A 24,430-nucleotide genomic window follows, 5' to 3' on the forward strand; every position below is an offset into this window, starting at 1 on the left:
CATTATTTCTTTAACATCTGATTAATTTTTTCACAAATTTACTACTTCAATTTCCGACCCTATATATATCAAAGCCTTTTTTAACACTTTGTATCCTAAATCTTCAATAGCATCTTGATATTCTTGAATTTGCTGTTGATATTTTGAATTAATTGCACCAGTTTTATAATCCAAAAGATAAGCTTCCTGATTATTTGTCAACACTACTCGATCGGGTTTTAAAATCTTGCCTGCTTTTTGCACAATCGTTTGTTCATTTAAAACTTTGTAATTTCCATCAAAACAAACAATTAATTCAGGATGATTGACAATTTCACTTAGGGTTCTCAAAACCATTTCTGACTGATCCATTGTTATCAATCCGTTTTCGAGTGCTTTTGTAACTGCAAGATCAATATCTGATTTATCTTTAACGAAAGCCAAAATTTCGTGTACAATATTTCCATACGAAATTGCTTCTTGCTGATGCGTTCCCCACATTAACGCCTCGCGCTGCGCAATTTTAATATTTTTTGGATTCAAAACTTCCTTTACAATCGGAATCGTTTTTACCAAATCAACTGTTTTTTCAGATTTAGAAAGTCTTGTTTTGTTTCCGAATTCATATTCTAATTTTTCAGAATCATAAACACCTTCGTGCATTAGATACTTAATAAAATAAGAAGCCATATTATTTGGCAGTTCGCCGTCTTTTCTTTCTTTCAAAGATTGAGAAATAACATACAATTGTTCTTCAGCACGTGTCAGCGCTACATAAAGAACATTAATATTATCCAGTAGTTCTTCTTGTTTTTTTAAATTAAAAACTACCGAAGCACTTTCACCAAAACCTTCCACAGCACTGCTGTTATCAATTAAAGCTTTTGGAACTCCCAAATCTGTTTCTTCGGTATCCAGCCATAATTTATCTTTTGGTTTTCGATTGTAATCTTCTTCGGCGAAAGGCATAATTACAACTGGAAATTCTAAACCTTTAGATTTATGAATCGTCATAATCCGCACGGCATTATTCCCTTCGGGAGAAGGAATACTGAATTTCGATGAATTTTTATCCCAAAAACCTAAAAAGTCAGCAACTCCGGCTTGATTTCTAATATCCCTTTCCAAAACAATATCTAGAAAAAACTGCACATAAGCATTTCCTTCTGAAGGAAGAATGAATTTCGAAATGATTATTTCAACAGCTTCGTAAAGCGATTTTTTTCGGACATTTTCAAAAGAAAGCGAAACATCAAAAGTCAGAAGCCATTTTTCAAAATCTTCTTCAAATTTCTGTGCCATTCCTTTCGCAATAAAATCATGAACAGGCATTTCAATTTCTTTGTTCTCTGCCAGGAAATGAAGAAAATGAGCTTTAGATTCTAGATCAGCACTATTGTTCAAATACCTTAACAGATTAACAATCAACCTCACTTCTGTCGCATTTTGAATCATTAATGTTTCCGATGATAACAGCGGGATATTTTGCTCTGTAAGATAGTTGGCAACTGCAATTCCCTGATCTCTTTTTCGAGTCAAAATCACAATATCTTTGTACTCAAAACCATCACGAACTACTTTCTGAATTGTATTTAAAGTCGCCAGAACATACAAATCTGATTTTTCAACTACTTCTTCTTCATCTGCAAAATCATTTTTTTCAATTATCGGAAGAAAAGAAATATTCACATAACCTCCTTTTTTTGAATTTGTATTTTGAAAACTGTGATTCTCATACAAATCTTTATAATCTTCATTTGAAAATTCAGTAGAAATCAATTTAAAAAAAGCATTATTAAAGTTAATTACCTCGCTGTAACTTCGGTAATTTGTATTTAAATGCTTGATTGCTTTATCCGGATTATTGAAAGGATTCACATCTTTGCTTAACTCAATAAACTGTTCGGCTTTCCCGCCTCTCCAACGATAAATGGATTGTTTTGGATCACCAACAATCATTAAAGTTCCCTTGTTTCCTAAATCATCTAAACCAGAAAGTGAGTTATCAATAAGCGGAATCAAATTCTGCCATTGCATTTCAGATGTATCCTGAAATTCATCAATAAAAAAATGTCGATATTTTTCTCCTAAACGTTCATAAATAAAAGGCGCCGGCTGATTTTGAATTTCACGATGAATGATGGCATTAAATTCTGAAATAGATAAAACATTTTGTTCTGATTGAATTTTCGCCAATTCATTACTTACAGTATTTAGCAGCGAAAGCGGGGTTATATTCTTTAAGAAGGCTTTGTAGAAATCTCTTTTTTCAAAATTTTTATAAATCTTAACTAAGATCTGAAGCAGATCTGGAATTATACTTTCAATTAAAGTTTTGTCTTTTGCTGTTTTATTAATCGCAATATCATCAAACTCATGAAAAGTTTTATTTCGCGGATTAAATTTTCCGTCACGAATACTTTCAAGATGATTTGGAAATGTTCCTCTTGAAAAAGATTTCAGATCGATTCCGTTATTATCAATTAAGCCAAGCGCTTCTATTGCAAATTGTTCATTTTCCGATTCCAATTCTTTGCACAAAGCCAGCATTTTCTTTTTAATCTCAACAAACTCTTCGATTGTTTTATCATTAAAATGCAGAATTTCATTTCGATTGTTTTCGTTTAAAACCAAACGGCCTGTTTCCAGAATCTCACGCGAGATATCCCAGCTCTTATCGTCATCGGTTTTTTCCATTGTAAAATCGATCAGCAGTTTAGTCAGCGTTTCGTCCTGACCTGCCTGTGCGATAATCGCATCTACAGCTTCAACCAATAAATTCTCAGTATCCAGAGTGACTTCAAAAGTCATGGGAAGATTTAAATCATGAGCAAAAGCCCGAATTACTTTATGAGTAAATTTATCAATAGTAGAAATATCAAAAGCTGCATAATTATGAATTAAATGCTTGATGATACTTTGAGATTTTATTTTTATCTGAATAATTGAAAGCCCGGTTTCCCGAGATAAATCTTCCATTAAATCTACTGCTTTTGCAGAAGGTTCTTCTTTCGCAAATTCAGACAAACTCCCCACAATACGGCTTTTCATTTCGTGAACCGCTTTGTTAGTGAAGGTTATGGCCAAAATATTACGATAAGCATCATTTTTGGGAGAAGAAAGAATGATTTTGAGATATTCTTTAACCAAAGTATAGGTCTTTCCTGATCCTGCAGAAGCATCATAAATGGAAAAAGACGGACTTTGCATAATTCTGATTTTTTGTATGGTAAAAATAGAACAATAATATCAAACCCCAATAATGAAAAATCCCAAATTCCAATATCTGCGCGCAATGAATGCCTCAAATAGCTGGAATTTGGGATTTGATATTTTAAACTAATTTATCAGTTTTTTGGAAATGCTCTTTTGTTAAAAACCAACAATATCCCGACTCCGGTTGAAATCGCCATATCGGCAACATTAAAAATAGCATTGAAGAACATAAAATGTTTACCCCCGAATAATGGAAGCCAAGATGGAAGCTCACCCTCCCAAATAGGGAAATAAAACATATCTACCACCAAACCATGAAACCAAGTTCCATAGGGCTGCTGCGAAAAAATGGTCGCCAAATTATGCGTGCTGTCGTCAAAAATTACTCCATAAAAAACAGAGTCAATAATATTACCGGCTGCTCCTGCAAAAATTAAAGCAATAGAAACTATCAAATAAGTAGAATGACGTTTTCTAACAGAATCGGCTAACCAATATCCAATTCCAAATACTGCAAAAATCCTGAACACAGTCAAAATTAATTTACCGTATTCTCCAGGTATTTTAGTTCCCCAAGCCATTCCTTCATTTTCAATAAAATGAATTCTGAACCAATCTAAAATTACGACTTCTTCACCTAAAACAAAATTTGTTTTGACATAGATTTTAGAAAGCTGATCAACAATTAAAACTAAAAATATAAGGAAATACGCTTTTCGTAATGACATTTTATGAATTTTTGATGCGCAAAAGTAATAATTAAATCAAAAAAAACGCTCCATAAGGAACGTTAATTGTTTTGTAATAAAACTAAATACAAGCATCTCACTATGCATTTACAATTAAATCTATTTTTTTGCAGCGGTATTTGCCGGGCTGTCTGTAAAGAAATCTGATATGGATTTAAAAATACCTTTACTTGGTTTTCCGGCTGCAGCCCTCTTCGCTTCTGCCTTTTTAACCTCGGCTTTAAATTTAACACGTAATTTTTCGAATTCCTTTAATCTGTGCTCGACGTCAGAATTCACATCTTTGAATTTCAATACTTTAGCCATTGTGTAAGTTTTTTAAGTAAAAAAATAAAATATTTAACGATTTGGTTTTACAATAATACATAATTTAATTTATATTTGTTAATAAAAATTAACACTTGTTTAGGACAAATCACAACTACGACCTATAATACATTGCCAAAAACGAACTAATTTTAACATTTCCCCAAACCTTACAAAAGTATGAATGAAATAACTACTATTCTAAACAAATTCTTGGTCGACACTAAAGCCAGCGCAGCTTTAATTTTAAATGGAAAAGGAAAACTAATCACTTCCTTAAACCTGGACTACGGCGACAGTATTGCCGCAATGAGCGCAGCTATTTTATCAATGAGCGAGAAATTTTTACTTGATCTGGAAAAAGGCTCTTTAAAACAACTTTACTTAAAAAGTTCCGATGGGGTTGTCGTCGGAAATAAAATAAGCGGTTCTAACTTCGTAATTGTTTTTTCAAAAGAAGGAAGCAACCTTGGCTTATTAATGCACTCTACCGATGAATTATCTGCAGAGCTTAGCAAAAATTCCCTATTAAAATAACATACATCTATTAACCACACAAAACCCCAAGAACTATGAGTAACGATTTTTTAAACGTGTTTTTAAATGAAATGAAAACTAACGTAAACGGCTTTATTGCTGTTGCTGTAACAGAAATTGAATCAGGATTAAGCTTTGGCAACATAACAATTGACCCGGCTTTTGACCCTGAACTTGCCGCTGCTTATAATCTGGAAGTAGTAAAAGCAAAATTAAATGCGGTAAAAGCTTTGAATTTAAATCAGGACATCGAAGATATTTTGATTACACTTTCAAACCAAATTCACATTATTGACATTTCGCCAAACAAAAAATTCATGATTTATCTTGCTGCAGATGCAAGCAAGGCAAATCTTGGAATGACAAGAGCAGTTTTAAGAAAACACAAAGCTGATTTAGAAAAAAATCTTGCTTAATTTTCATTTTAATTAGAACTGTCCATAATAAGACAGTTCTAATTAAAATATTTTTTTCACTTTGCATTTCGACCATTTATCTCTTCTTACAAAAAGCACCTCTGCTTTTTGTACTTACCTTTTATTGTTTATAGCTGATTTCTTTCAAAAAAGCAAAATCATACTTCATGCGAAAACATTAAAAATATTAAACAAAAAACGCCCCTAAAAGGAGCGTTTGTTTCAAATACTATTTTATTATCTCTGCAAATTTTTAGCTTCAATACTCATTGTTGCATGAGGAACGATTTTAAGCCTTTCTTTGCCGATCAATTTACCTGTTACTTTGCAAATACCGTACGTTTTATTTTCTACACGGAAAAGCGCGTTTTTTAAATCACGGATAAACTTTTCTTGTCTGATAGCCAACTGAGAGTTTGCTTCTTTAGACATTGTTTCACTTCCTTCTTCAAAAGCTTTGAAAGTTGGAGATGTATCATCTGTTCCGTTATTTAAATCATTCATATACGCACTCTTGATTAAATCAAGATCCTCTTGCGCTTTTTTTATTTTTGCCTGGATTATCTCTTTGAACTCTGCTAAATCTGCGTCAGAGTATCTTGTAATTTCATCTATCATTTTATAATTATTTTGAAATTAATATCATTGTTTTAATATCATCAAACTCAATTTCTGTGCCGTTTTCTAAAGCGTCTACAAAAACCAAGTCGTCTGTCAGCGTTTCAGACTTAATATAGTCTTCATTTTTCGAAATGGCTTCTTCTAAATTACCATGTCTTTTTATTTGAACTTTAATTTTATCAGTAACTTCAAATCCTGAATCTTTACGGATATTCTGAATTCTGTTTACTAACTCTCTCGCAATTCCTTCATTTTTTAATTCTTCAGATATTGTAATGTCAAGCGCGACCGTAATTCCGTTTGAATTTGCAACCAGCCATCCTTCAATATCCTGTGATGTTATTTCGACGTCTTCTAGTGATAAAGTTACATTATTTCCAGAAATAACAATATCTAACGTCCCCTGCTTATCCAACTGATTAATCTGATCCGCAGAAAAACCTTGTATTTCCCTAGAAATCAAGCCCATATCTTTTCCAAAACGAGGTCCAAGAGCTTTAAAATTAGGCTTAATCTGCTTCACTAAAATACCAGAAGCATCATCTAAAAGTTCAATTTCCTTCACGTTTACTTCGGCTTTTACCAAGTCAGAAATCGCTTCAATTTCTGCTCTTTCATTCTCGTCAAGTACCGGAATCATTACCTTTTGCAAAGGTTGACGTACTTTTATTTTTTCTTTTGCACGAAGCGATAACACCAAAGACGAGATCGTCTGCGCCTTCTGCATTTTGCTTTCCAACGTTTTATTAACAAAGTTTTCGACAAATTTTGGAAATTCTGCCAAGTGAACACTAGCAAAATCCTCGGTTCCCGTAGAAGCTGTTAAATCTCTGTACAATTTATCCATGAAAAAAGGAGCAACTGGAGCGCTTAATTTGCTGATTGTTAACAAGCAAGTATAAAGCGTTTGGTAAGCTGCGATTTTATCTTTGGCATATTCTCCTTTCCAGAAACGACGACGGCACAAACGAACGTACCAATTACTTAAGTTTTCCTGAACAAATTCAGAAATAGCTCTTGTCGCTTTTGTTGGCTCATAATCTTCATAACATTCGTCAACAAACTTTACTAAAGTATTCAACTCAGAAATAATCCACTGATCGATTTCCGGCCTTTCGTTTAACGGAATTTCAGCTTCAGCATATTTAAATCCGTCGATGTTTGCATATAACGAGAAGAAAGAATACGTATTGTAAAGCGTTCCGAAGAATTTACGACGAACCTCAGCAATTCCTTCAAGGTCAAACTTTAAGTTATCCCAAGGATTTGCATTCATAATCATATACCAGCGTGTGGCATCAGGACCAAATTCTGCAATGGTTTTAAACGGGTCTATCGTATTTCCTTTACTCTTAGACATTTTAATTCCATTTTTATCTAAAACCAAACCGTTTGAAACTACGTTTTTATACGCTACTTTATCAAAAACCAAAGTTCCGATAGCATGTAAAGTATAAAACCATCCACGAGTTTGATCTACTCCTTCTGCAATGAAATTTGCAGGGAAGTCTTTATTCCCGTCAATTTTATCTTGGTTTTCAAAAGGATAATGCCATTGTGCATACGGCATTGCTCCAGAATCGAACCAAACATCAATTAAATCACTTTCGCGTTTCATTGGCTGGCCTGAAGCCGAAACTAAAGTAATTTGATCAACTACATTCTTGTGTAAATCAATTAAATCATAATTTGATTCAGACATGTTTCCAATTTCGAAACCTTTAAATGGGTTTTCTTTTTGAAAACCAGCTTCGATAGATTTCTCGATCGCATTGTATAATTCTTCAACAGAACCAATCAGAACTTCTTCTTTTTTGTCTTCAGTTCTCCAAATTGGCAACGGAATTCCCCAATATCTAGAACGAGATAAGTTCCAGTCGTTGGCATTTTTAAGCCAATTTCCAAAACGTCCTTCACCAGTAGATTTAGGTTTCCAATTGATAGTTTCGTTCAGGTCGAACATTCTATCTTTTACATCGGTTACTTTGATGAACCATGAATCTAGGGGATAGTATAATAACGGCTCGTCGGTTCTCCAGCTATGTGGATAACTGTGCACGTATTTTTCAACTTTAAAAGCTTTATTTTCTTCTTTAAGACGAATAGCGATTTCAACATCCACAGATTTCTCTGGCGCTTGTCCTGCATCGTAATATTCGTTTTTAACATATTTACCAGCCAAATCACCTACATGAGAAGTGAATTTTCCTTGTAAATCTACTAATGGAACTGCATTTCCTTCTTCATCCAATACTAACATTGGCGGAACTTCTGGTTTTGCTTCTTTTGCTACTTTAGCATCATCTGCACCAAAAGTTGGGGCTGTATGTACGATTCCTGTTCCGTCTTCTGTGGTAACGAAATCTCCAGCGATTACTCTAAATGCATTTTCTGCATTTTGATATGGCAATACATATGGCAATAATTGTTCGTAACGGATTTCTACTAAATCTGCTCCTTTTGCTTCGGTTAAGATTTTGTATGGAAGTTTCTTGTCGCCGTTTTTCACATTGTCAAAATCAGCGTCATCTTCGCTTAAGAAAAATCCTTTTCCGAATTGTTTTCCAACTAAGTTTTTAGCCAAAACAACATTGATTGGCTCAAAAGTATACTGATTGAATGTTTTTACTAAAACATAATCGATTTTTGGTCCAACTGTCAAAGCGGTATTCGATGGAAGCGTCCAAGGCGTTGTCGTCCAAGCTAAAATGTGAATATCTCCAAAACCTTGTAAAAAGCTCGGAAGCGTTTCTGGTAAAGTCTTGAATTGCGCTACAATTGTAGTATCTGTAACATCACGATAAGCTCCAGGCTGATTTACTTCGTGAGAAGATAATCCTGTTCCTGCTTTTGGAGAATACGGCTGAATCGTGTAACCTTTGTACAACAAACCTTTATCATAGATTTGTTTCAAAAGCCACCAGACCGATTCCATGTATTTTGGTTTATAAGTTACATATGGATCTTCCATATCTACCCAATATCCCATTTTTTCGGTCAAATCATTCCACACGTCGGTATAACGCATAACGGTTTTTTTACACGCTTCGTTATATTCTTCGATAGAAATCGTTTTGCCAATATCTTCTTTTGTAATTCCTAATTCTTTTTCAGTACCCAATTCTACAGGTAAACCGTGAGTATCCCAACCGGCTTTTCTTTTTACCTGAAAACCTTTTTGAGTTTTATATCTGCAAAAAATATCTTTAATTGCACGCGCCATTACGTGGTGAATTCCTGGTAATCCGTTTGCTGAAGGCGGACCTTCAAAAAATACGAAAGGCTCAGCACCTTCGCGAGTTGTTACACTCTTTTCAAATATATTTTCTTTCTTCCAAAAATCAAGAACTTCAGCAGCTACAGTTGGCAAGTCAAGTCCTTTGTATTCAGTAAATTTTGTACTCATTTTATCCTTTTCTTAAACGAGGTGCGAAAGTAAGGAATTTTGAACTATTGTCCACGAATTTCTTTAAATTTCACAAACTTTTGTTGAGATAATAGATACAAAAACAGAAGAATTGGTTACTTTCTGATATTATTCTCATTTTCTGAGTTCATAAATCAAAAAGCAGCCAATTCTAAAAATAGCGTATTATAAAGCTTTGTTCTATTTAAATCCGCCGAAATAAACTTCTTTCATGAAAATTCTATTTCCAAAAACAGGGTTTACTTCTATCTTCTCTCGGTTTTCCTGATAAAGGGTTTCGCCGTTAAAATCTTCAATTTCATAATTAATTTTATGCGGAATTTTTCCAGAATTTAATGCCGCAACCGGACGATAATCTCCAAAAAGTTTTCTTTCGAAAAAACTCTTATTTCCATTATCAAATTCTGTTTTCTCGGTAGAAACTATATTATAATTTTCTTTGTCGATAAAAACATGATAATCCGTTTTAGGAATAGTTCTGTTTCCTGAACTCAATGTTTTTTCGAAATAATTCAAATGATAACACAATCTTCCTTCGTACATTTCATCTTGTAAAACTTCAAGATTATTCCATAAATCCAGCCTTAAATCTGTAAGAAAGTTTATTAAATCAACATTCTTCGATAAATTACTATGGTCATATGCTGACAGTTTATTCCATTTTGCCGTTACACCTGTTTCGCGGTCATCATGACTCCATGCTTCTGCTCCGTTTATAATTTCATAATAAGCTTCGGGCATTTTTTTCTTTAGAAGATAATTAGATGGTGTTGCCCATTTTTCTTCTGTTTGAGGAATATTAGTTCCTTCGATAGAAAGTTTAGATAAAAGATGTGCTTTTTCAATTTTTTTCAAAGCCTGGCTTCCTCCTAAATTATCTACAACTTTTGCCAGCAAATTGGCATTTAACTGATACGGAATAGAATCCAGCAAATTAAATCTTTGTGTTTTGGCTTTTTCTAAATAAGTTTCACGACGTAATTTTTCGCTTTCCCATTCAGCATCCTGTTGTTGAATTTTTTCAAAAAAAGCTAATCTCTTTTCTTCTTTTTCTTCTGCAATTTTAAGACCTAATTTTTGAAGATCAGCAAAACGTGTGGTATGGCTTCTTATTTTTTTATCGACAAAAAAACCATTATTTACTTTTTTAACGATCGAAGATCCTCTTGAATCCTGCTTATCATTCTCAATAAGCAAATTAGCATATAATAAGGCTTTTTCTTTATTTTCAAGTAAAAAATAAGTTTCTGCTAAATTATTTGTTACTATGAATCGGATGTTTTCGTTTGCAGGAGAAGGCGGGTATTTTACCAATAAACTTTCCAAATACTGTAAATGCGGCGTTAATGTCTTTTCGTCTAAACCTTTTTCAAGAGTAACTTTTTCCATCTGAGCCGTAATTTCGTTCTCAAATGCCAGCATCTGATTGTATTCAGAATGTCCTTTTGTAGTTACAAATTCAAACTTTATTTTAGATTCGTCTATAGTATATTTTAATTTATAATTAAGATAGTTTTGTATAGCATGAACAGAACTATAAATTACTGCATCTAATCCCAGCTCAGCAACTGTAAAGTTACCATCTCTCTCTGCTTCTGCAATTTTTTTATTATTGATATCTATCGCAGCTTTCATATTGTCCTTTTGATAACCGCCAGCGATTAAAAATGATTCTACGGTATTGAAATCTTTAGATAACAAAAGCTTATCTGCACACTTCGCTTCCATTTTTATCTTTACACTATAATTAGAAAACGCCTGAAACTTCCAGCCATTTTTCTTTTTATCGAATACACTATCAATTTTAGTTGCTTGATACTGCGGCAACTCGATGGTCAAATAAATTTTAAGCTTTCCGTTTGCAGGATCTTTAATAAATCCTTCTATATTAAAATAATTTTTCTTCAATATAGGTTCTTCTTGTATTAATTGCTTATCCATTTGATAAAAAGTGGTCTGCGTTAATACATTATCAAGAACCGGAAATTCTGAATAGTTAATTACAGGAATGTAAAATTTCTTTTTCCTGGAGCTTATTTTTTCTTGTGCCTGAATTGAACCAATTACAAGCAAAGCTATTAAGAGTAATGTTTTTTTCATAGGCAAAAAAAAAGCCATCAGAAACAAATCCTGATGGCTTTATGTTTTTAGTTATCTTATTTTTTATTAAAAATCTGAATAGATTTATCAGACACATAAAAAATGTTTTGTGTAGCTGGATCTATTTCATAAACTGGGTGATTATTATTGAAAATAATTTTATCTAATTCAACTCCATCAGCTTTGTTTACTTTTACAAGTATTTTTTCTCCTGTATCTGCTTTAGCAAAAATATAAGAATAATCTTTGTTTTGTTTCATTGCATTAAATCGGGAACCAAACTTAGCCGCAACCATATCTAATGCAGCTGATCCTGCTGCATAGTTACCAGCTTGTTTAAAATTGTGTCCGTCAGCAGCAAAGTTAGGCCCAACTTTCATATTTCCGTCAGAATCACGATATGACATTGTAGTTGTAATACCTTTTACATCACTAACCGCAGAACCAACACCTAAACCGATACTTCCAACAATTGCAGCACTTTTAAGAAGGCGTCTTGTTCCTTCTCCTGGCTGCGTATAAATATGATGGTATTTTATTGTTCCGTCCATATTAACTCCCATTACCTCAACTGGTCCAGAAAGCACAACTCCCCATGGAAATAATTCTATGCTGTTAAGTTCTTTTTCTTTTTTGATGTTTACTTTTGCAAATGGCTCTGGCTTATCGTTGATACTTGGATCAAATTTGTATAATTTTTCATCATTATAAACTAAGTAAGAGTTTGTTGCTTCGTCGTAAGTTGGCAATACAGGACGGTTTTTATCAAAATTGATATTACGTTTCCAAAGTTTAACTCCTGATTTGTAATCAACCATGTTTCCGTAAGTTCCAGTAAGGTACATAACTTTTTCTCCTACTTTTCCTAAGTAATAAATTGGGTCTTCTTTGTCATCAGATATTTCGATGAATTTTTTCCAAAGTTTTTCTCCGTCTTTATTGATTAACATCATTTCGTTTTCAGCTACGTATAAGAAATCCTTATCGATTGGAATAACTCTTTTCAATCCGTCTCCACGAGCATCTTTTTTCCAGATTTTTTCTCCAGAAGTCAAATCATAAAAATTAAAACCGCTATAGTGAGCTACTAATAATTTTGTTCCCCAGTCTTCCAGATAAACAACTCTTTTAGTTTTAATAGATTCTTTCCAGATACTTTTTCCTGTTTCAGTGTTCAATACATTTAAATATTGTTTTGAAGAAAAAGTTCCAGCGTTATTTACTACAACAATATTTTTGTCGTTTTGAGTTAAGAAGAATTTTGAGTAATCTTCTTCACCTTTCCAGTTTAATTTTCCTGAATTTCTGTCAAATGAATATAATTTACCATACAATAAATAGTAAATCACTGATCCATGTACTGTAGCAGTATTTGTGTTTGCCGATTCTTTGAAAGAAAAGCTAAACAATGATTTTGCTTTATCTACCGTTGTATTCCATTTCAATTCCCCTGTTTTCATGTCCAACAAAGCAATTGCCATATCACCATCTTTTTTCAAAGTAAGTAAATATTCATCTGTTTCAGGAATAAAGTCAGATTGTGTTACCCAGAAAGATTCTTTTGATGAATTGTAAACTATTTTTCCACTATCTGTATTAATGATAATGTATTTGCTGTTGATATAAGCCTCAACATAAGGGCTTCCAGGAACTGTGGTTAAAGCACTTTTCTCTTTAAAAACTTTTCCAAAATCAGGATCACTTAAAATATCTCCTGCAGATATAGCTCCAAAATCATCTTTAGTTAAAGTCCATACAATTTTTTTTGTTTCTGGATCTAAACCTTTAATTGTTCCGCCTTCTTTAAAGACAACAATTCCAGTAAGGCCATTTTGGACCAAATCCTGGACAGCATTTTCTGTGGTAACGATTTCATCATATTTCCTTTGGGAAACTGCCGAAATGGTAACCGCCAGAAGTAAAATAATCGAAAAAGTAATTTTCTTCATGGTCGTTTTTTTAATTGGGTTATGTGTATAAATGAGAATTTCATTTTTTATTTAAAACGATAAAAAGCTATCTGTTTTAGTAAAAATTTACTGAGCAAATATATAAAAATAGAAGTCTGATTTACGAAAAAATTTCTTTGAGGATGTCTAATGATTTAGGCCTCTTAAAACCTTCTAAATGAGCACTATAAAAGTCAATCATTATTCTAAGAAGTATTTGTCTTTCAACAACATGAAAAATTTTATCGTTATTATCTAATCGCAGGTCAATCAGTTTTTTAAACAAATTAGTTTCATGCTCAGAAAGAGCTGTGGAAGTATGAAACGGCGTAAAAATCCCTTCCTTCATTTCGAAATAAGGTAAATCTATTTCGGAAACATCGGGATAAAAACCAAGATATTTTGTAATTTCTAAAAGTAAGATCAAATGAAAGTTGGAAATTTCATCATGATGATCCAGCCATGTTAATGCCGTTTCTAAAAAAACAAAAAGCGGTTCGTTTTTTTCTTCTTCCTGAATTGAATAATGAAGCATTTCTGAAAGAAACATTACAATGGTGCTTTTAAATATATCAGTATGAATAGTCTGAAAAGGAACTGCTGTTTTTATTTCTTTGAAGTTTTCTAAAGTTCCTTTGTTTTTATGAACGGCTTCTATTTCTAAAATAGACAATGGTTGAAAATAAGCAATTTTCTGACTCGCTTTTCTACTCGAGAAAGCATCTCGTACAAAATAAGATTTTAAGCCGTTTGAAAGCGTAAAACATTTTACAATCAGGCTTTTTTCCTGAAATTTTAAAGATGAAATTACTATGGCTTTGGTTTTGACTTGCAAAATTTAATTTTAGATTTTAAATTTTAGATTTTAGATTTTTTTTTAACCCAAAACTAAAAACTGACTGAGACCGAAAACTGAGATTAAAAATTATCGAATTATCATAACCTTCTTGACCTTTGTTTCGCCGCCGTCTTGTGCCGAAATAAAAATCATGTAAACCCCTGATGCAACTTTATACCTTCCAAAGGCAGTTGTGTCCCATTCGATTGTTCCGCCTTCAGAAGTTGTTTCATGAACTAAATTGCCCTCGATATCTGTAATTTTGATATTAGCCTTATCAATCAAACCTGCAATTTTTACAGTTCCTGAATAGGTTGGTCTAACCGGATTTGGATATACATATACATTACTCAAATCTTCATTAGCTCCAGTTGCTATTCCTTTAAATGAAATCATTCCTTTATTAGTAACAATAAAAACTTCTCCTGAAACGCTGTTAATTTTTATATCGTTTATCGTATTACTTGGTAAAGGTGAATTATTAATCGTAAAATGATATTTCGTTTCCTGGCCATTTGGAGAAACCATAAATATTCCCGAATCTGCAGTACCAATCCATTTATTATTGGCTCCATCGACAACAATAGAAGTGATGAACTGTTCGTACATTAGTTCCTGCGCCAGATTATCATCCATTATAATAATTGGATTTGCTTTTAGCTGACTATCCGATTGAAAGCTGCTTACATTTGACAAAACTCTTAAACCTTTTGTAGTTCCAATCCAAAGTTGATTTTTAGTATCAATCGCAACAGATCTAACATCTGCCGTTGGCAGATTTCCATTATCGGTTCCCATTGTTATTTTCTTAAAAACATTTCCGTTTTCACTAAAAGCAATTACTCCGTCTTTATAAGTAGATATCCATTTTATATTATTTTTATCGATAACAATGTTGGCGTAGTTATCACTTTCGGCATCATTTAAAATTGTACTTGTTGCATAACTCAGCCAATCTCCGTTTGTTTTTAAAACTTTCAAACCGTTTTTGACTCTACTGTTTGTAATCCAGAGATTCCCTGATTTATCAAAAGCAGTTCCGTTTACACGAACATCAATATAATTTGGCCCTTCAAAAGTGATGGACTCTAAACTACTGTTCTTTTCATTAAACAAATAATTAGGAACATCATTTTCTATTCGCAGTAATCCAGAGAAAAAAGAGCTTGCATAAACCTGCTTTTCATTATTTGGGTTAACAATAATACGGGAAATCGACTTTGCATCATAAACTTCTGAATATGCAACATTTAACCATCTTGAGTTACTAAGTTTACTTATACCATAACTATCCAAGGGATAAGGATTATAATAAAGATCATAATCTCCATAGACTGCCCAGAGTGAATTTGAAGCAACATCAATTGAAAAAATATTATTACGTAATGGTCCATCCGGAGTACTATTTTCAAATGTACTTACTCCCGAAAGTGCGGAAGAAAACAAACCTTTTTCTTTAGTGCCGATAAAAATTATATCACCTACTGCCGAAGCGCAAGAAAAAGTCAAATTTGCCTCAGGAATCTGCGTGTTTACAATCTGACGGTTTAAAACCATTTGATTGTTATAAATATAAACGGTGTTGGAAGTCGTAACAAACAAATTATGATTAACCACACGCATATCAACAGAAGCTTGCGGTAATTGCAAAAATCCAACAAAACTATTTGAATTATAACGGTGAATATTACCGCTTGAGTTTATTGCAATCAATTCTGTATCTAAAGCACTAATATTAAACCAATCTCCTGAATTCACAACTGCCCACTGACTAAAGTCAATTAAATTTGGATTTGTAATACTGGCTCTTCGAATACCGCTTGAAGTCGCAGCAAAAATAAATCCGTTAAAAAAAGCAGTTTGTTTTACACTAATTTCTGCTCCATTATCGCCAATAAAATAAGTGTCGCCAAATTGTAATGTAGATAAATTAAACTGTACAATTCCAAAATCACAAGAAACATACAATAAACCATTTTGCTCTAATAAGTGATTTATCTTTTTAATGCTTGCCGGTAATTGTTTATTAATGATGTCGACTTTTTTTATTACACTGCCATCTGTTTCATTAATTACAATCAACAGACCGTTTTCATAACCTACAATCGTTTTCTTAAAAGTCTCACTATAATAAACTGCGGATATTGTCTGTCCCGAAAGTCCGTTAACCGTTGTAGTTGTTTTTAAAACATTTGTTGAAGCATTTTTAGAAAACAACGCATTTTCTGAAGCTGCAAAAACGGCTGTTGGAGATTCTGAAATATCTTTTATTTCGTTAAACGAAAAATAACCCTGCCATGACAATTGACTTTGGGCAAAGCCAAATTGAAACAAAAAGAAAAATAAAATGTATAGATATCTTCTCACCATTTTTAATTTATTCAGATGAACAAATATAGTACAAACGGAAGTATTTGTTTTTTGTTCTTCCATAAATAAAAAAAATGCTCTCGATTTATCACTAAGACAAATGAGAGCATTTTTCAATTGTAATTAATCTTATACTACACCTTGTGCAAGCATAGCATCGGCAACTTTAACAAATCCGGCAATGTTTGCTCCTTTTACGTAGTTTACATAACCGTCTTCTTCTGCACCGTATTTTTTACATTGGTTGTGAATTCCAACCATGATGTCTTTTAATCTTAAATCTACTTCTTCACTCGTCCAGTTTAAACGAATAGAATTTTGAGTCATCTCTAATCCAGAAGCGGCAACACCACCAGCATTTGCTGCTTTTCCCGGAGCAAAAAGTACTTTATTATCTAAGAAAAGTTTTATTGCATCTAATGTTGAAGGCATATTTGCAGCTTCAGTAACACATAAAACTCCGTTATCGATTAATTTTTTTGCATCATCTCCGTTCAGCTCATTTTGAGTCGCACATGGAATAGCAATATCAACTTTTACTTCCCAAGGGCTTTTTCCTTTATGGAAAATCGCATTTGGATATTTCTCTAAATATCTCTCCGCTCTGTTATCGCCAGTCGCTCTCATTTCGACCATATGATCAATTTTTTCTCCAGAGATACCTTCTTCATCATAAATGTAACCATCAGGTCCAGAAATCGTAACTACTTTTCCTCCTAGTTCATTTACTTTTAATGCTACACCCCAAGCTACGTTTCCGAATCCTGAAATAGCAACTCTTTTGCCTTTAATTTCGTGACCAATTGTACGAAGCATTTGGTCTGTAAAATATACCACTCCATAACCTGTAGCTTCTGGTCTGATTAATGAACCGCCGTAAGCCAAACCTTTTCCAGTTAAAACTCCGGTAAATTCATTTCTAATTCTTTTGTATTGACCAAACAAATAACCAATTTCTCTGGCACCAACACCAATATCTCCCGCAGGAACGTCAAGATCCGGACCAATATGACGGCATAATTCCGTCATAAATGATTGACAGAAACGCATGATTTCTCCATCCGATTTTCCTTCTGGATCAAAATCTGAACCTCCTTTACCTCCGCCCATTGGAAGAGTTGTCAAACTATTTTTGAAAACCTGTTCGAAAGCCAGGAATTTTAAAACAGATAAGTTTACAGTATGATGAAATCTGATACCGCCTTTATATGGACCAATCGCTGAGTTCATCTGGATTCTGAAACCTCTGTTTACAATTATTTCTCCATTATCGTCCACCCATGGAACTCTAAAAATTATAGATCTCTCTGGTTCAGCAATTCTTAAAAGTAAATTTTTTCCATCGTATTTTTTTCTTTCAGCAATAAATGGAATTACTGTTTCAGCAAATTCTCTAACCGCCTGAAGAAACTCTGGCTCATTTGGATTTTTAGACTCAACAAGAGCCATAAATTCATTTATTTTTTGTTCCATTTTTAAATAAATTATTCAAATAATAGTTTTAAACTTAATCAATTAAATAAGAAAATACGTTTTAAGAAAACGTTTTCGTTACAACAGGCAAAGATATATCAAATTGATCATTATTTGTTATTTTTTTTCGCTTTTAGAGGAGAATTGTGTAATTTTTAAACAATCCTAAAAATACAATTTTACACTTCCGAATTTACATCAAATCATTAGAGTTAAAGTCAGAAAATTAAGTGTTTTGTTACTAATTGTTTAATAGAAGTATTTTATATTTTGTTTGGAAAACCTTTTTTATATATTTGCCAATATTTTGAAAGCCCTAGAAAATGTCTAAACACCTATATTTCACAATTTTCGCCTTATTTAGTTTCTCAACAATTGCCACGGCGCAGTTAGATCTTGCTCATGAAATCGGAATTTTCGCAGGTCCCGTAACTTTGCAGTCAGATTTTGGAGAAAGACATAATGCTGACACCAATGTTGGAAACACTGGTTTCGGGATTGGTTTAGCTCATTGGCTGAACTTTTCTGCCAATAATAATCGAGAAAGTTTTTTTACAGAACACTTTAAAGTTAGATCTGAATTATCTTTCAGCCGCACTAATCTTAAACATTTTGGACAATGGGTTGAACGCAAACCTAATGCCCTGTTTGCGCAGCAATTAAAGAATATGCAGTCTACATCGACTATATTAGGATTAGGATCTCAATTAGAGTTCTCTCCTTTTATGAAAATACATGATTTCGAAAATACGCTTGGAGGCTTTAGTCCTTATATGAGTGTCGGGTTTATGGTTAGCTACTATTCTACAAGTGTTAATTCAAAATTAGGAGATATAAATCTTCCTGCTGTAACGCCAGGAAAATATCTAATGCCTTCAGACGGACGCGCTCATGGTTTTTCCAGCGAGAACGGCATAGCACTATCTGCAACTGCAGCTCTTGGAGTACATTATAAAATATCTACAATGAGTGATATAATGTTTGAAACACGTTTTCAAATGTACAGTTCTGACTGGATCGACGGGTTAAACCCTAATAAAGATGTTTACAAAGAAAACAAATCTAACGATTGGCAGGTTTGGTTTAACTTTGGATATATTTATTACTTAGAATTCTAAAAAAAAAATCCCAAAATAAAAAAATCCCAAATTCCAAAATATTAAAAATTGGAGTTTGGGATTTTTTGTTTTATTTTAATTTTTAAGATAAGGCTTGTTCTAAATCTGCAATTAAATCGTCAGCATCTTCAATACCAACACTTAATCTCACTAAATCGTCAGTAATACCAACTTCAGCCCTTTTATCTGCCGGAATCGATGCGTGTGTCATTAAAGCAGGATGATTAGCCAATGATTCAACTCCTCCTAAAGATTCTGCCAAAGTAAATACTTTTAACTTCTCTAAAAATGCAATAGAATCTTCTTTTTTGCCTGATTTAAAGGTAAAAGAAACCATTCCTCCAAAAGCTTTCATTTGCTTCTTAGCGATTTCGTGAAATGGGTGATTTTTTAATCCAGGATAATAAACCGTATTTATTTTTGGATGTTTAGTCAAGTACTCTACTACTTTTTCTCCATTTTCGCAATGTCTCTGAACTCTTAGTGCCAAAGTTTTAATTCCTCTTAAAACCAAAAAACTATCCATTGGCCCTAAAGTGGCTCCAGTTGCAAATTGCTGAAAGTGCAATTGCTCACCTAAAGCTTCATCTTTTACAATTAAAGCTCCCGCAATTACATCAGAATGTCCTCCTAAATATTTAGTAGCTGAGTGCATTACAATATCTGCCCCTAAATCTAACGGTTTTTGTAAATATGGAGTTGCAAAAGTATTATCTACCGCAAACCAAATTTTATGTTCTTTAGTTATTTTTGCCACTTCGGCAATATCCGCTAATTTCATTAATGGATTTGTCGGCGTCTCTACCCAAACCAATTTTGTATTTTCATTGATTAATGATTTCAATTTTACAATATCGGTCATATCAACAAAATGAAATTTAATTCCAGAATCCTTGTAAATTCTTGAAAACATACGGTAAGTTCCACCGTATAAATCATCCATTGCAATAACTTCATCACCAGCTTTAAATGATCTCAAAACACAATCGGTAGCTGCTAAACCCGAAGAAAAAGCTAATCCGCGTGTACCATTTTCAATACTTGCCAAAGCCTCTTCAAGAGCTGTACGAGTTGGGTTTGAAGCTCTACTGTATTCATAATCTGCCAATGGTTTTCCCGGGCTTGTTTGAATAAAAGTTGAAGTTTGATATACCGGAGGCATAACAGCTCCTGTACTCGGATCATGATGCTGGCCACCATGTATTACTTTTGTATTGAATTTCATATAGTTATAAATTTTAAATCCATAATTGTAGTACAAATTTACCGCTTAATTTATTTTATCGGGGCACAACTTCTTACCTTTGTATATAATTAACACTTTTTGATATGAAACATTATACATTTTTAGTCTTTCTGTGTTTGATTTTTACGAGTTGCAGCAAAGAGCTTTCATTTGAAAATGAAACGTTTGAAGAAAAATCAACGATTCCGTGCGAAAGCGATTGTCCAAAAATAACATTAGATATTCCAATTGCCAAAAATATACCTGTTGTGTCTGACAGTATCAATAAAAAAGTTTTCAATGTGATAAAAGAAATAATTTATTTCGGCGAAGACTCAACAAAAGTCAACGATTATCAATCTTTGTCAAAATCTTTTATTGCATCTTATGAGGAAATGCATAAAAAATTCCCACATGATACTTTTGGCTGGGAAGGAAAAATAACAGGCAATGTCGAATTTGAATCTGAACAGATTTTAAACATCAAAATAGATCATTATACTTTTACAGGCGGTGCACATGGCTATCAAGGTTATCGCTCTCTATTATTTAATATAAAAACCGGCAAATTCATTTTTAACGAAGATTTATTTAAAAATGAAAAAGAGTTTAAGGCTTTCGCCGAAAAAGAATTCAGAGCCAAATACCACATTCCCGAAAAAGCAAATATAAATGCAACTGGACTGATGTTTGAAAATGACAAATTTCAATTACCTCAGAATATTTTCTATACTTCTCAAGGTTTACTTCTTTATTACAATTCATACGAAGCGGCATCTTATGCGGACGGCCCGAAAGAAATTGTATTTCCGTATGATAAAGTGAGTAAATATTTGAAGTTTCAATAAAATCATAATTTGTTAAATATACAGCAGTGCGCCTAACATATTATCTGTATAAAACTTCAGAACCTTAGCAAATTACAACCTTTTACTGAACATCATATTTCATTTTCCTCAAAACCCTCAAAGCTTCTTTAAAAGATAAGTAAGCCTGACCAAAAGGTTTTAAAAGTAATTTGGCATCTATTAATTTTTGTTTAGCATCATCAAAGCCATTCAAATAACAAATCATGAAAGTCGAAGGAAGATTTTCCAGATCCTTCAATTCACGTTCCGACAAGGAAATACCTTTTTGTAGTTTTTGAAGCAGCGCCATGTTAGAATTATAAATATGGAACAGCATCTTTCTATTAAATTCAGGCGGTTGAAAAAGTATTTGACGGTCAATTTTATAATAACCATTATCAAAGAAATGAATGGTTTGTTCTTCGAGCGGATAATAACTCGTTTTGTCATTTAAACCAAGCGGCACATATTCGGTAATGGTAAAGGTATCGTCATCATAAAAAATAGTAACCACATCCTGCGCCGAATAAAAAAGTTTTACCTGTTCGTTAATCAGCTCAATATCTACACGAGATAAAAAGGTCTTATCTCTGGATTTTTTTGGAACTCCTGCCCAGCAAATCACAAACAATTCCTTAAAAACATAATATTTTGGCGACATATCCTTATGCCTGAAATTCATAAAGTCGATTACCCCATCCAGCGTATACTGAATGCTGTTTCGGGAACTATTTTCAATTCCAATAACCGTTTCGGTATTCTGGTAATTTTTTTCAACTTCTCCTTCAATCGGAATAGAATTACTGCCTCTTCTCACAAAGACACTGTTAGCAGTTATGGTGTGAATTCCTTTTTTAAAGTAAGAAACCTGACTTTTGGGCTTTATAGTAACCAAACCTATTACTTTGTCTTTTGGAAGATTTGGAAAAGGGACATTTTCGTATTGAATTTTTGGAGGATTTTCTAAAAAGGCATTCACAAGATTCTGAATTCGGCTGTCATCGAAGAAATCGTCGCCTACAATTTCGTTGTCCTGATCTTCTACTCCAACAACGATATAAGAATTATTTGCCGGATTGGAGTTTGAAAGTGCGCAGATATGTTTTAAAAACTTTCCTTTTCCTTCTCTCGAATGTAGATTCAACTGCCTTTTTTTATCATAAAAACTGCTCTCGTCATTGTGAGCAAGTAAATTCTTTATCAAAAGGCGTTTATTAATCATAGTCTAAGTTTTTTTGCCACTAATTGCACTAATTAAAACTTGTAATCACTTTATTTTCAATTCTATTCCTTTAAAACCTAAAAAAGACGCACTGCTGTGCGTCTCTACAATAAAATCTTATCAAATATTTTTCTTGACGATCGTTGATGATGCCTGCGCAGTACTCATAACAACCAAATCGGCGATATTTACATGATATGGTCTTGAAACTACAAAATGAATAATGTCAGCAATATCATCGGCCTGAAGCGGATCAAATCCTTTATAAACATTTGAAGCTCTTTCGAGATCACCTTTAAAACGCACTTCGCTGAATTCTGTTGCCACCATTCCGGGATGAATTGCACCAACTCTAATTCCAAATGGATTTAAATCAATTCGCATTCCTGCTGTAATGGCATCAACGGCATGTTTGGTTCCGCAGTATACATTTCCGTTTGGATATACTTCTTTAGCAGCAGTTGAACCAATATTAATAATATGTCCGGAATTTTTTGCTGTCATTTTCGGAATTACCGCTTTTGAAACATACAAAAGTCCTTTTACATTAATATCAATCATAGCGTCCCAATCATCTAAATCTCCCGTTTGAATCGGATCTAAACCATGCGCATTTCCGGCATTATTGATTAAAACATCAATGTCAGAAAATGCATCCGGAAGATTCTCAATTTTCTCAAGAACATCATTCTTATCTCGAACATCAAAAGAAAGCGAATGCACTTCTGTAAAAACCGAAAGCTCTTTTTCTAATTCCTCTAAACGATCTTTACGTCTTCCGCAGAGAACAACTTTAAAATTGTTTTTAGCTAGAATTTGAGCGGCTGCTTTTCCAATTCCGCTTGTAGCACCAGTAATTAAAACTGTTTTTTTCATTCTATCTTTTTTGTTTTTTTTACCACAGATTAAAATGATTTCAATGATTTTTAATCTGTAGTAATCCTTTTAATCTGTGGCAAAATATTTTAGTTAACTGAACACTTAGAACTGAATACTGTAAACTATTTTAAGCCACATCGTCACCCATACTTTCTGTCCAGATTGCAAACCAGTCTTCTTTGTCCATCTCTAATTCTGCAGCTTTTACTAAAGACTGGATTCTGGCAACGTTAACAGTCCCGGCAATTGGAATAACTGCAGCCGGATGTTTTAAAACCCAGGCAAGTAAAAGCGTATCTGCTCCCAAGTGATATTTTTCAAGTAAAGTCGAGAATAACTTTTTCAAACGTCGTGTTTTTTTGGTGTCTTCTCTAAAAACTGTTCCAAGCGGATTCCATGATAACGGACGAATTCCGTTTGTCTGCATATAATCTAAACTTCCGTCGATCATTGGCTCATAATGAGTTGCAGAGAACTGAACCTGATTATAGCTTACTTCAGTTTTCTGACGTATTAACTCCGTTTGAGAACTTGTAAAATTCGAAAGACCAAAATCTAAAATTTTTCCTTCCGCTTTTAATTTTTCAACCGCTTCTGCAATTTCATCAGCCTGCATTAACGGACTTGGTCTGTGCAGTAAAAACAAATCAACATAATCAGTTTTCAGTTTCTTTAAAGATTCTTCAACAGACCAAATAATGTAATCTTTAGAATAATCATAATGCTTAATTTTGTTATTACGGCTTTCTGTTACAAGCTGAATACCGCATTTTGTAATTAATTGTAATTTTTCACGCGAAATCTTACTGGCTTTAAATGCCTTACCAAAATCGGCTTCGGTGGTATAATCACCGTAAATATCGGCGTGATCAAAAGTTGTAATTTTGTTTTCGATACAAATCTGTATCATATTTTCCATTTCTTTTGATGTAAGGTTTTTATCCCAAACACCCCAATTCATAGTGCCCGAAATTATAGGCGATAATGCTGTTTTGCTCATGGTTATATTGAGTTATTTTTGCTAATAAATATGCTTTTTGCAAACATATTCACCAAAGTTCTTAAAAATATAAAAATAGATTCACAATTCGTCCTTAAAATTAGGTGATTGGTCGAAGTTTTAACCATTCTTTAACATCTTACTTCTCAAAAAATAG

The 24,430-nt window shown here is 33.2% G+C and carries 18 protein-coding genes; 4 read left to right on the forward strand and 14 right to left on the reverse strand.

Translation table 11 applies throughout. From position 1 onward, the window contains the following. Window positions 1-30 precede the first annotated feature (30 nt). From L1276_RS16065 to L1276_RS16075, 3 genes are all read right to left on the reverse strand, one after another. Window positions 31-3,189, reverse strand: coding sequence for an exodeoxyribonuclease V subunit beta (locus L1276_RS16065; RefSeq protein WP_253789483.1), 3,159 nt, complete (start codon window positions 3,187-3,189; stop codon window positions 31-33). 137 nt (window positions 3,190-3,326) lie between these two features. Further along, window positions 3,327-3,923 (reverse strand): lipoprotein signal peptidase, encoded by a 597-nt coding sequence (locus L1276_RS16070; RefSeq protein WP_253789485.1) that lies wholly within the window; start codon window positions 3,921-3,923, stop codon window positions 3,327-3,329. A 120-nt stretch (window positions 3,924-4,043) separates the two neighbouring features. Then, window positions 4,044-4,250 carry a hypothetical protein gene (locus tag L1276_RS16075; RefSeq protein WP_253789488.1) on the reverse strand — a complete coding sequence of 69 codons (207 nt, stop codon included), beginning with the start codon at window positions 4,248-4,250 and terminating at the stop codon, window positions 4,044-4,046. Between the two features lie 180 nt (window positions 4,251-4,430). Between L1276_RS16075 and L1276_RS16080 the strand changes: the two genes are divergently transcribed. After that, complete coding sequence (locus L1276_RS16080) at window positions 4,431-4,787, forward strand: roadblock/LC7 domain-containing protein (RefSeq protein WP_253789490.1); 357 nt, start codon at window positions 4,431-4,433, stop codon at window positions 4,785-4,787. A gap of 35 nt (window positions 4,788-4,822) precedes the next feature. Beyond that, the gene (locus L1276_RS16085; protein ID WP_253789492.1) at window positions 4,823-5,203 is read left to right on the forward strand and encodes a hypothetical protein; all 381 of its coding nucleotides are present in this window, start codon (window positions 4,823-4,825) and stop codon (window positions 5,201-5,203) included. A gap of 237 nt (window positions 5,204-5,440) precedes the next feature. Here L1276_RS16085 and L1276_RS16090 read toward each other — a convergent pair whose 3' ends face one another. The 7 genes from L1276_RS16090 to gdhA form a co-directional block, all read right to left on the reverse strand. Beyond that, a complete protein-coding gene (locus tag L1276_RS16090; RefSeq protein ID WP_110307084.1) occupies window positions 5,441-5,821 on the reverse strand; it encodes a TraR/DksA C4-type zinc finger protein in 381 nt (126 codons plus the stop codon). Window positions 5,822-5,828: 7 nt separating this feature from the next. Further along, a complete protein-coding gene (gene ileS / locus L1276_RS16095) occupies window positions 5,829-9,230 on the reverse strand; it encodes an isoleucine--tRNA ligase (protein WP_253789494.1) in 3,402 nt (1,133 codons plus the stop codon). A gap of 201 nt (window positions 9,231-9,431) precedes the next feature. Then, window positions 9,432-11,351, reverse strand: coding sequence for an Atg14 domain-containing protein (locus L1276_RS16100; RefSeq protein ID WP_253789496.1), 1,920 nt, complete (start codon window positions 11,349-11,351; stop codon window positions 9,432-9,434). 56 nt (window positions 11,352-11,407) lie between these two features. Next, on the reverse strand, window positions 11,408-13,300 hold the full coding sequence (locus L1276_RS16105; protein ID WP_253789498.1) for a PQQ-binding-like beta-propeller repeat protein: 1,893 nt from the start codon (window positions 13,298-13,300) through the stop codon (window positions 11,408-11,410). 121 nt (window positions 13,301-13,421) lie between these two features. Beyond that, window positions 13,422-14,135: a DNA repair protein RecO gene (gene recO / locus L1276_RS16110; RefSeq protein WP_253789500.1), complete on the reverse strand. Its 714-nt coding sequence runs from the start codon at window positions 14,133-14,135 to the stop codon at window positions 13,422-13,424. A 90-nt stretch (window positions 14,136-14,225) separates the two neighbouring features. Continuing rightward, complete coding sequence (locus L1276_RS16115; protein ID WP_253789502.1) at window positions 14,226-16,508, reverse strand: ABC transporter substrate-binding protein; 2,283 nt, start codon at window positions 16,506-16,508, stop codon at window positions 14,226-14,228. A gap of 129 nt (window positions 16,509-16,637) precedes the next feature. Continuing rightward, window positions 16,638-17,981 (reverse strand): NADP-specific glutamate dehydrogenase, encoded by a 1,344-nt coding sequence (gdhA, locus tag L1276_RS16120; RefSeq protein WP_253789504.1) that lies wholly within the window; start codon window positions 17,979-17,981, stop codon window positions 16,638-16,640. 323 nt (window positions 17,982-18,304) lie between these two features. Here gdhA and L1276_RS16125 point away from each other — a divergent pair, with 323 nt between their 5' ends. Next, the gene (locus tag L1276_RS16125; protein WP_253789506.1) at window positions 18,305-19,099 is read left to right on the forward strand and encodes a glutamate dehydrogenase; all 795 of its coding nucleotides are present in this window, start codon (window positions 18,305-18,307) and stop codon (window positions 19,097-19,099) included. 82 nt (window positions 19,100-19,181) lie between these two features. On the opposite strand, the gene L1276_RS16130 is transcribed toward L1276_RS16125, so the two are convergent. Continuing rightward, window positions 19,182-20,324: a cystathionine gamma-synthase gene (locus tag L1276_RS16130; protein ID WP_253789508.1), complete on the reverse strand. Its 1,143-nt coding sequence runs from the start codon at window positions 20,322-20,324 to the stop codon at window positions 19,182-19,184. A gap of 104 nt (window positions 20,325-20,428) precedes the next feature. Here L1276_RS16130 and L1276_RS16135 point away from each other — a divergent pair, with 104 nt between their 5' ends. Next, window positions 20,429-21,172, forward strand: coding sequence for a DUF3298 and DUF4163 domain-containing protein (locus tag L1276_RS16135; RefSeq protein ID WP_253789510.1), 744 nt, complete (start codon window positions 20,429-20,431; stop codon window positions 21,170-21,172). An 82-nt stretch (window positions 21,173-21,254) separates the two neighbouring features. On the opposite strand, the gene L1276_RS16140 is transcribed toward L1276_RS16135, so the two are convergent. The 3 genes from L1276_RS16140 to L1276_RS16150 form a co-directional block, all read right to left on the reverse strand. Beyond that, window positions 21,255-22,394, reverse strand: a complete 1,140-nt coding sequence (locus tag L1276_RS16140) for an ATP-binding protein (RefSeq protein WP_253789512.1) — start codon at window positions 22,392-22,394, stop codon at window positions 21,255-21,257. Window positions 22,395-22,514: 120 nt separating this feature from the next. After that, window positions 22,515-23,270 carry an SDR family NAD(P)-dependent oxidoreductase gene (locus L1276_RS16145; protein WP_253789514.1) on the reverse strand — a complete coding sequence of 252 codons (756 nt, stop codon included), beginning with the start codon at window positions 23,268-23,270 and terminating at the stop codon, window positions 22,515-22,517. A gap of 130 nt (window positions 23,271-23,400) precedes the next feature. Beyond that, window positions 23,401-24,273: an aldo/keto reductase family oxidoreductase gene (locus L1276_RS16150; RefSeq protein WP_253789516.1), complete on the reverse strand. Its 873-nt coding sequence runs from the start codon at window positions 24,271-24,273 to the stop codon at window positions 23,401-23,403. Window positions 24,274-24,430 lie beyond the last annotated feature (157 nt).

The organism is Flavobacterium sp. HSC-32F16, from assembly GCF_024171645.1.
GTDB lineage: Bacteria > Bacteroidota > Bacteroidia > Flavobacteriales > Flavobacteriaceae > Flavobacterium.

What these genes read in the sequence shown, in the direction of transcription:
- L1276_RS16090 (WP_110307084.1), bottom strand. Translation starts at nt 5,821, where the DNA reads ATGATAGATGAAATTACAAGATACTCTGACGCAGATTTAGCAGAGTTC.
- ileS (WP_253789494.1), bottom strand. Translation starts at nt 9,230, where the DNA reads ATGAGTACAAAATTTACTGAATACAAAGGACTTGACTTGCCAACTGTA.
- L1276_RS16105 (WP_253789498.1), bottom strand. Translation starts at nt 13,300, where the DNA reads ATGAAGAAAATTACTTTTTCGATTATTTTACTTCTGGCGGTTACCATT.
- L1276_RS16130 (WP_253789508.1), bottom strand. Translation starts at nt 20,324, where the DNA reads ATGAAATTCAATACAAAAGTAATACATGGTGGCCAGCATCATGATCCG.
- L1276_RS16140 (WP_253789512.1), bottom strand. Translation starts at nt 22,394, where the DNA reads ATGATTAATAAACGCCTTTTGATAAAGAATTTACTTGCTCACAATGAC.
- L1276_RS16145 (WP_253789514.1), bottom strand. Translation starts at nt 23,270, where the DNA reads ATGAAAAAAACAGTTTTAATTACTGGTGCTACAAGCGGAATTGGAAAA.
- L1276_RS16085 (WP_253789492.1), top strand. Translation starts at nt 4,823, where the DNA reads ATGAGTAACGATTTTTTAAACGTGTTTTTAAATGAAATGAAAACTAAC.
- gdhA (WP_253789504.1), bottom strand. Translation starts at nt 17,981, where the DNA reads ATGGAACAAAAAATAAATGAATTTATGGCTCTTGTTGAGTCTAAAAAT.
- L1276_RS16115 (WP_253789502.1), bottom strand. Translation starts at nt 16,508, where the DNA reads ATGGTGAGAAGATATCTATACATTTTATTTTTCTTTTTGTTTCAATTT.
- L1276_RS16125 (WP_253789506.1), top strand. Translation starts at nt 18,305, where the DNA reads ATGTCTAAACACCTATATTTCACAATTTTCGCCTTATTTAGTTTCTCA.
- L1276_RS16065 (WP_253789483.1), bottom strand. Translation starts at nt 3,189, where the DNA reads ATGCAAAGTCCGTCTTTTTCCATTTATGATGCTTCTGCAGGATCAGGA.
- L1276_RS16100 (WP_253789496.1), bottom strand. Translation starts at nt 11,351, where the DNA reads ATGAAAAAAACATTACTCTTAATAGCTTTGCTTGTAATTGGTTCAATT.
- L1276_RS16070 (WP_253789485.1), bottom strand. Translation starts at nt 3,923, where the DNA reads ATGTCATTACGAAAAGCGTATTTCCTTATATTTTTAGTTTTAATTGTT.
- L1276_RS16075 (WP_253789488.1), bottom strand. Translation starts at nt 4,250, where the DNA reads ATGGCTAAAGTATTGAAATTCAAAGATGTGAATTCTGACGTCGAGCAC.
- L1276_RS16080 (WP_253789490.1), top strand. Translation starts at nt 4,431, where the DNA reads ATGAATGAAATAACTACTATTCTAAACAAATTCTTGGTCGACACTAAA.
- L1276_RS16150 (WP_253789516.1), bottom strand. Translation starts at nt 24,273, where the DNA reads ATGAGCAAAACAGCATTATCGCCTATAATTTCGGGCACTATGAATTGG.
- L1276_RS16135 (WP_253789510.1), top strand. Translation starts at nt 20,429, where the DNA reads ATGAAACATTATACATTTTTAGTCTTTCTGTGTTTGATTTTTACGAGT.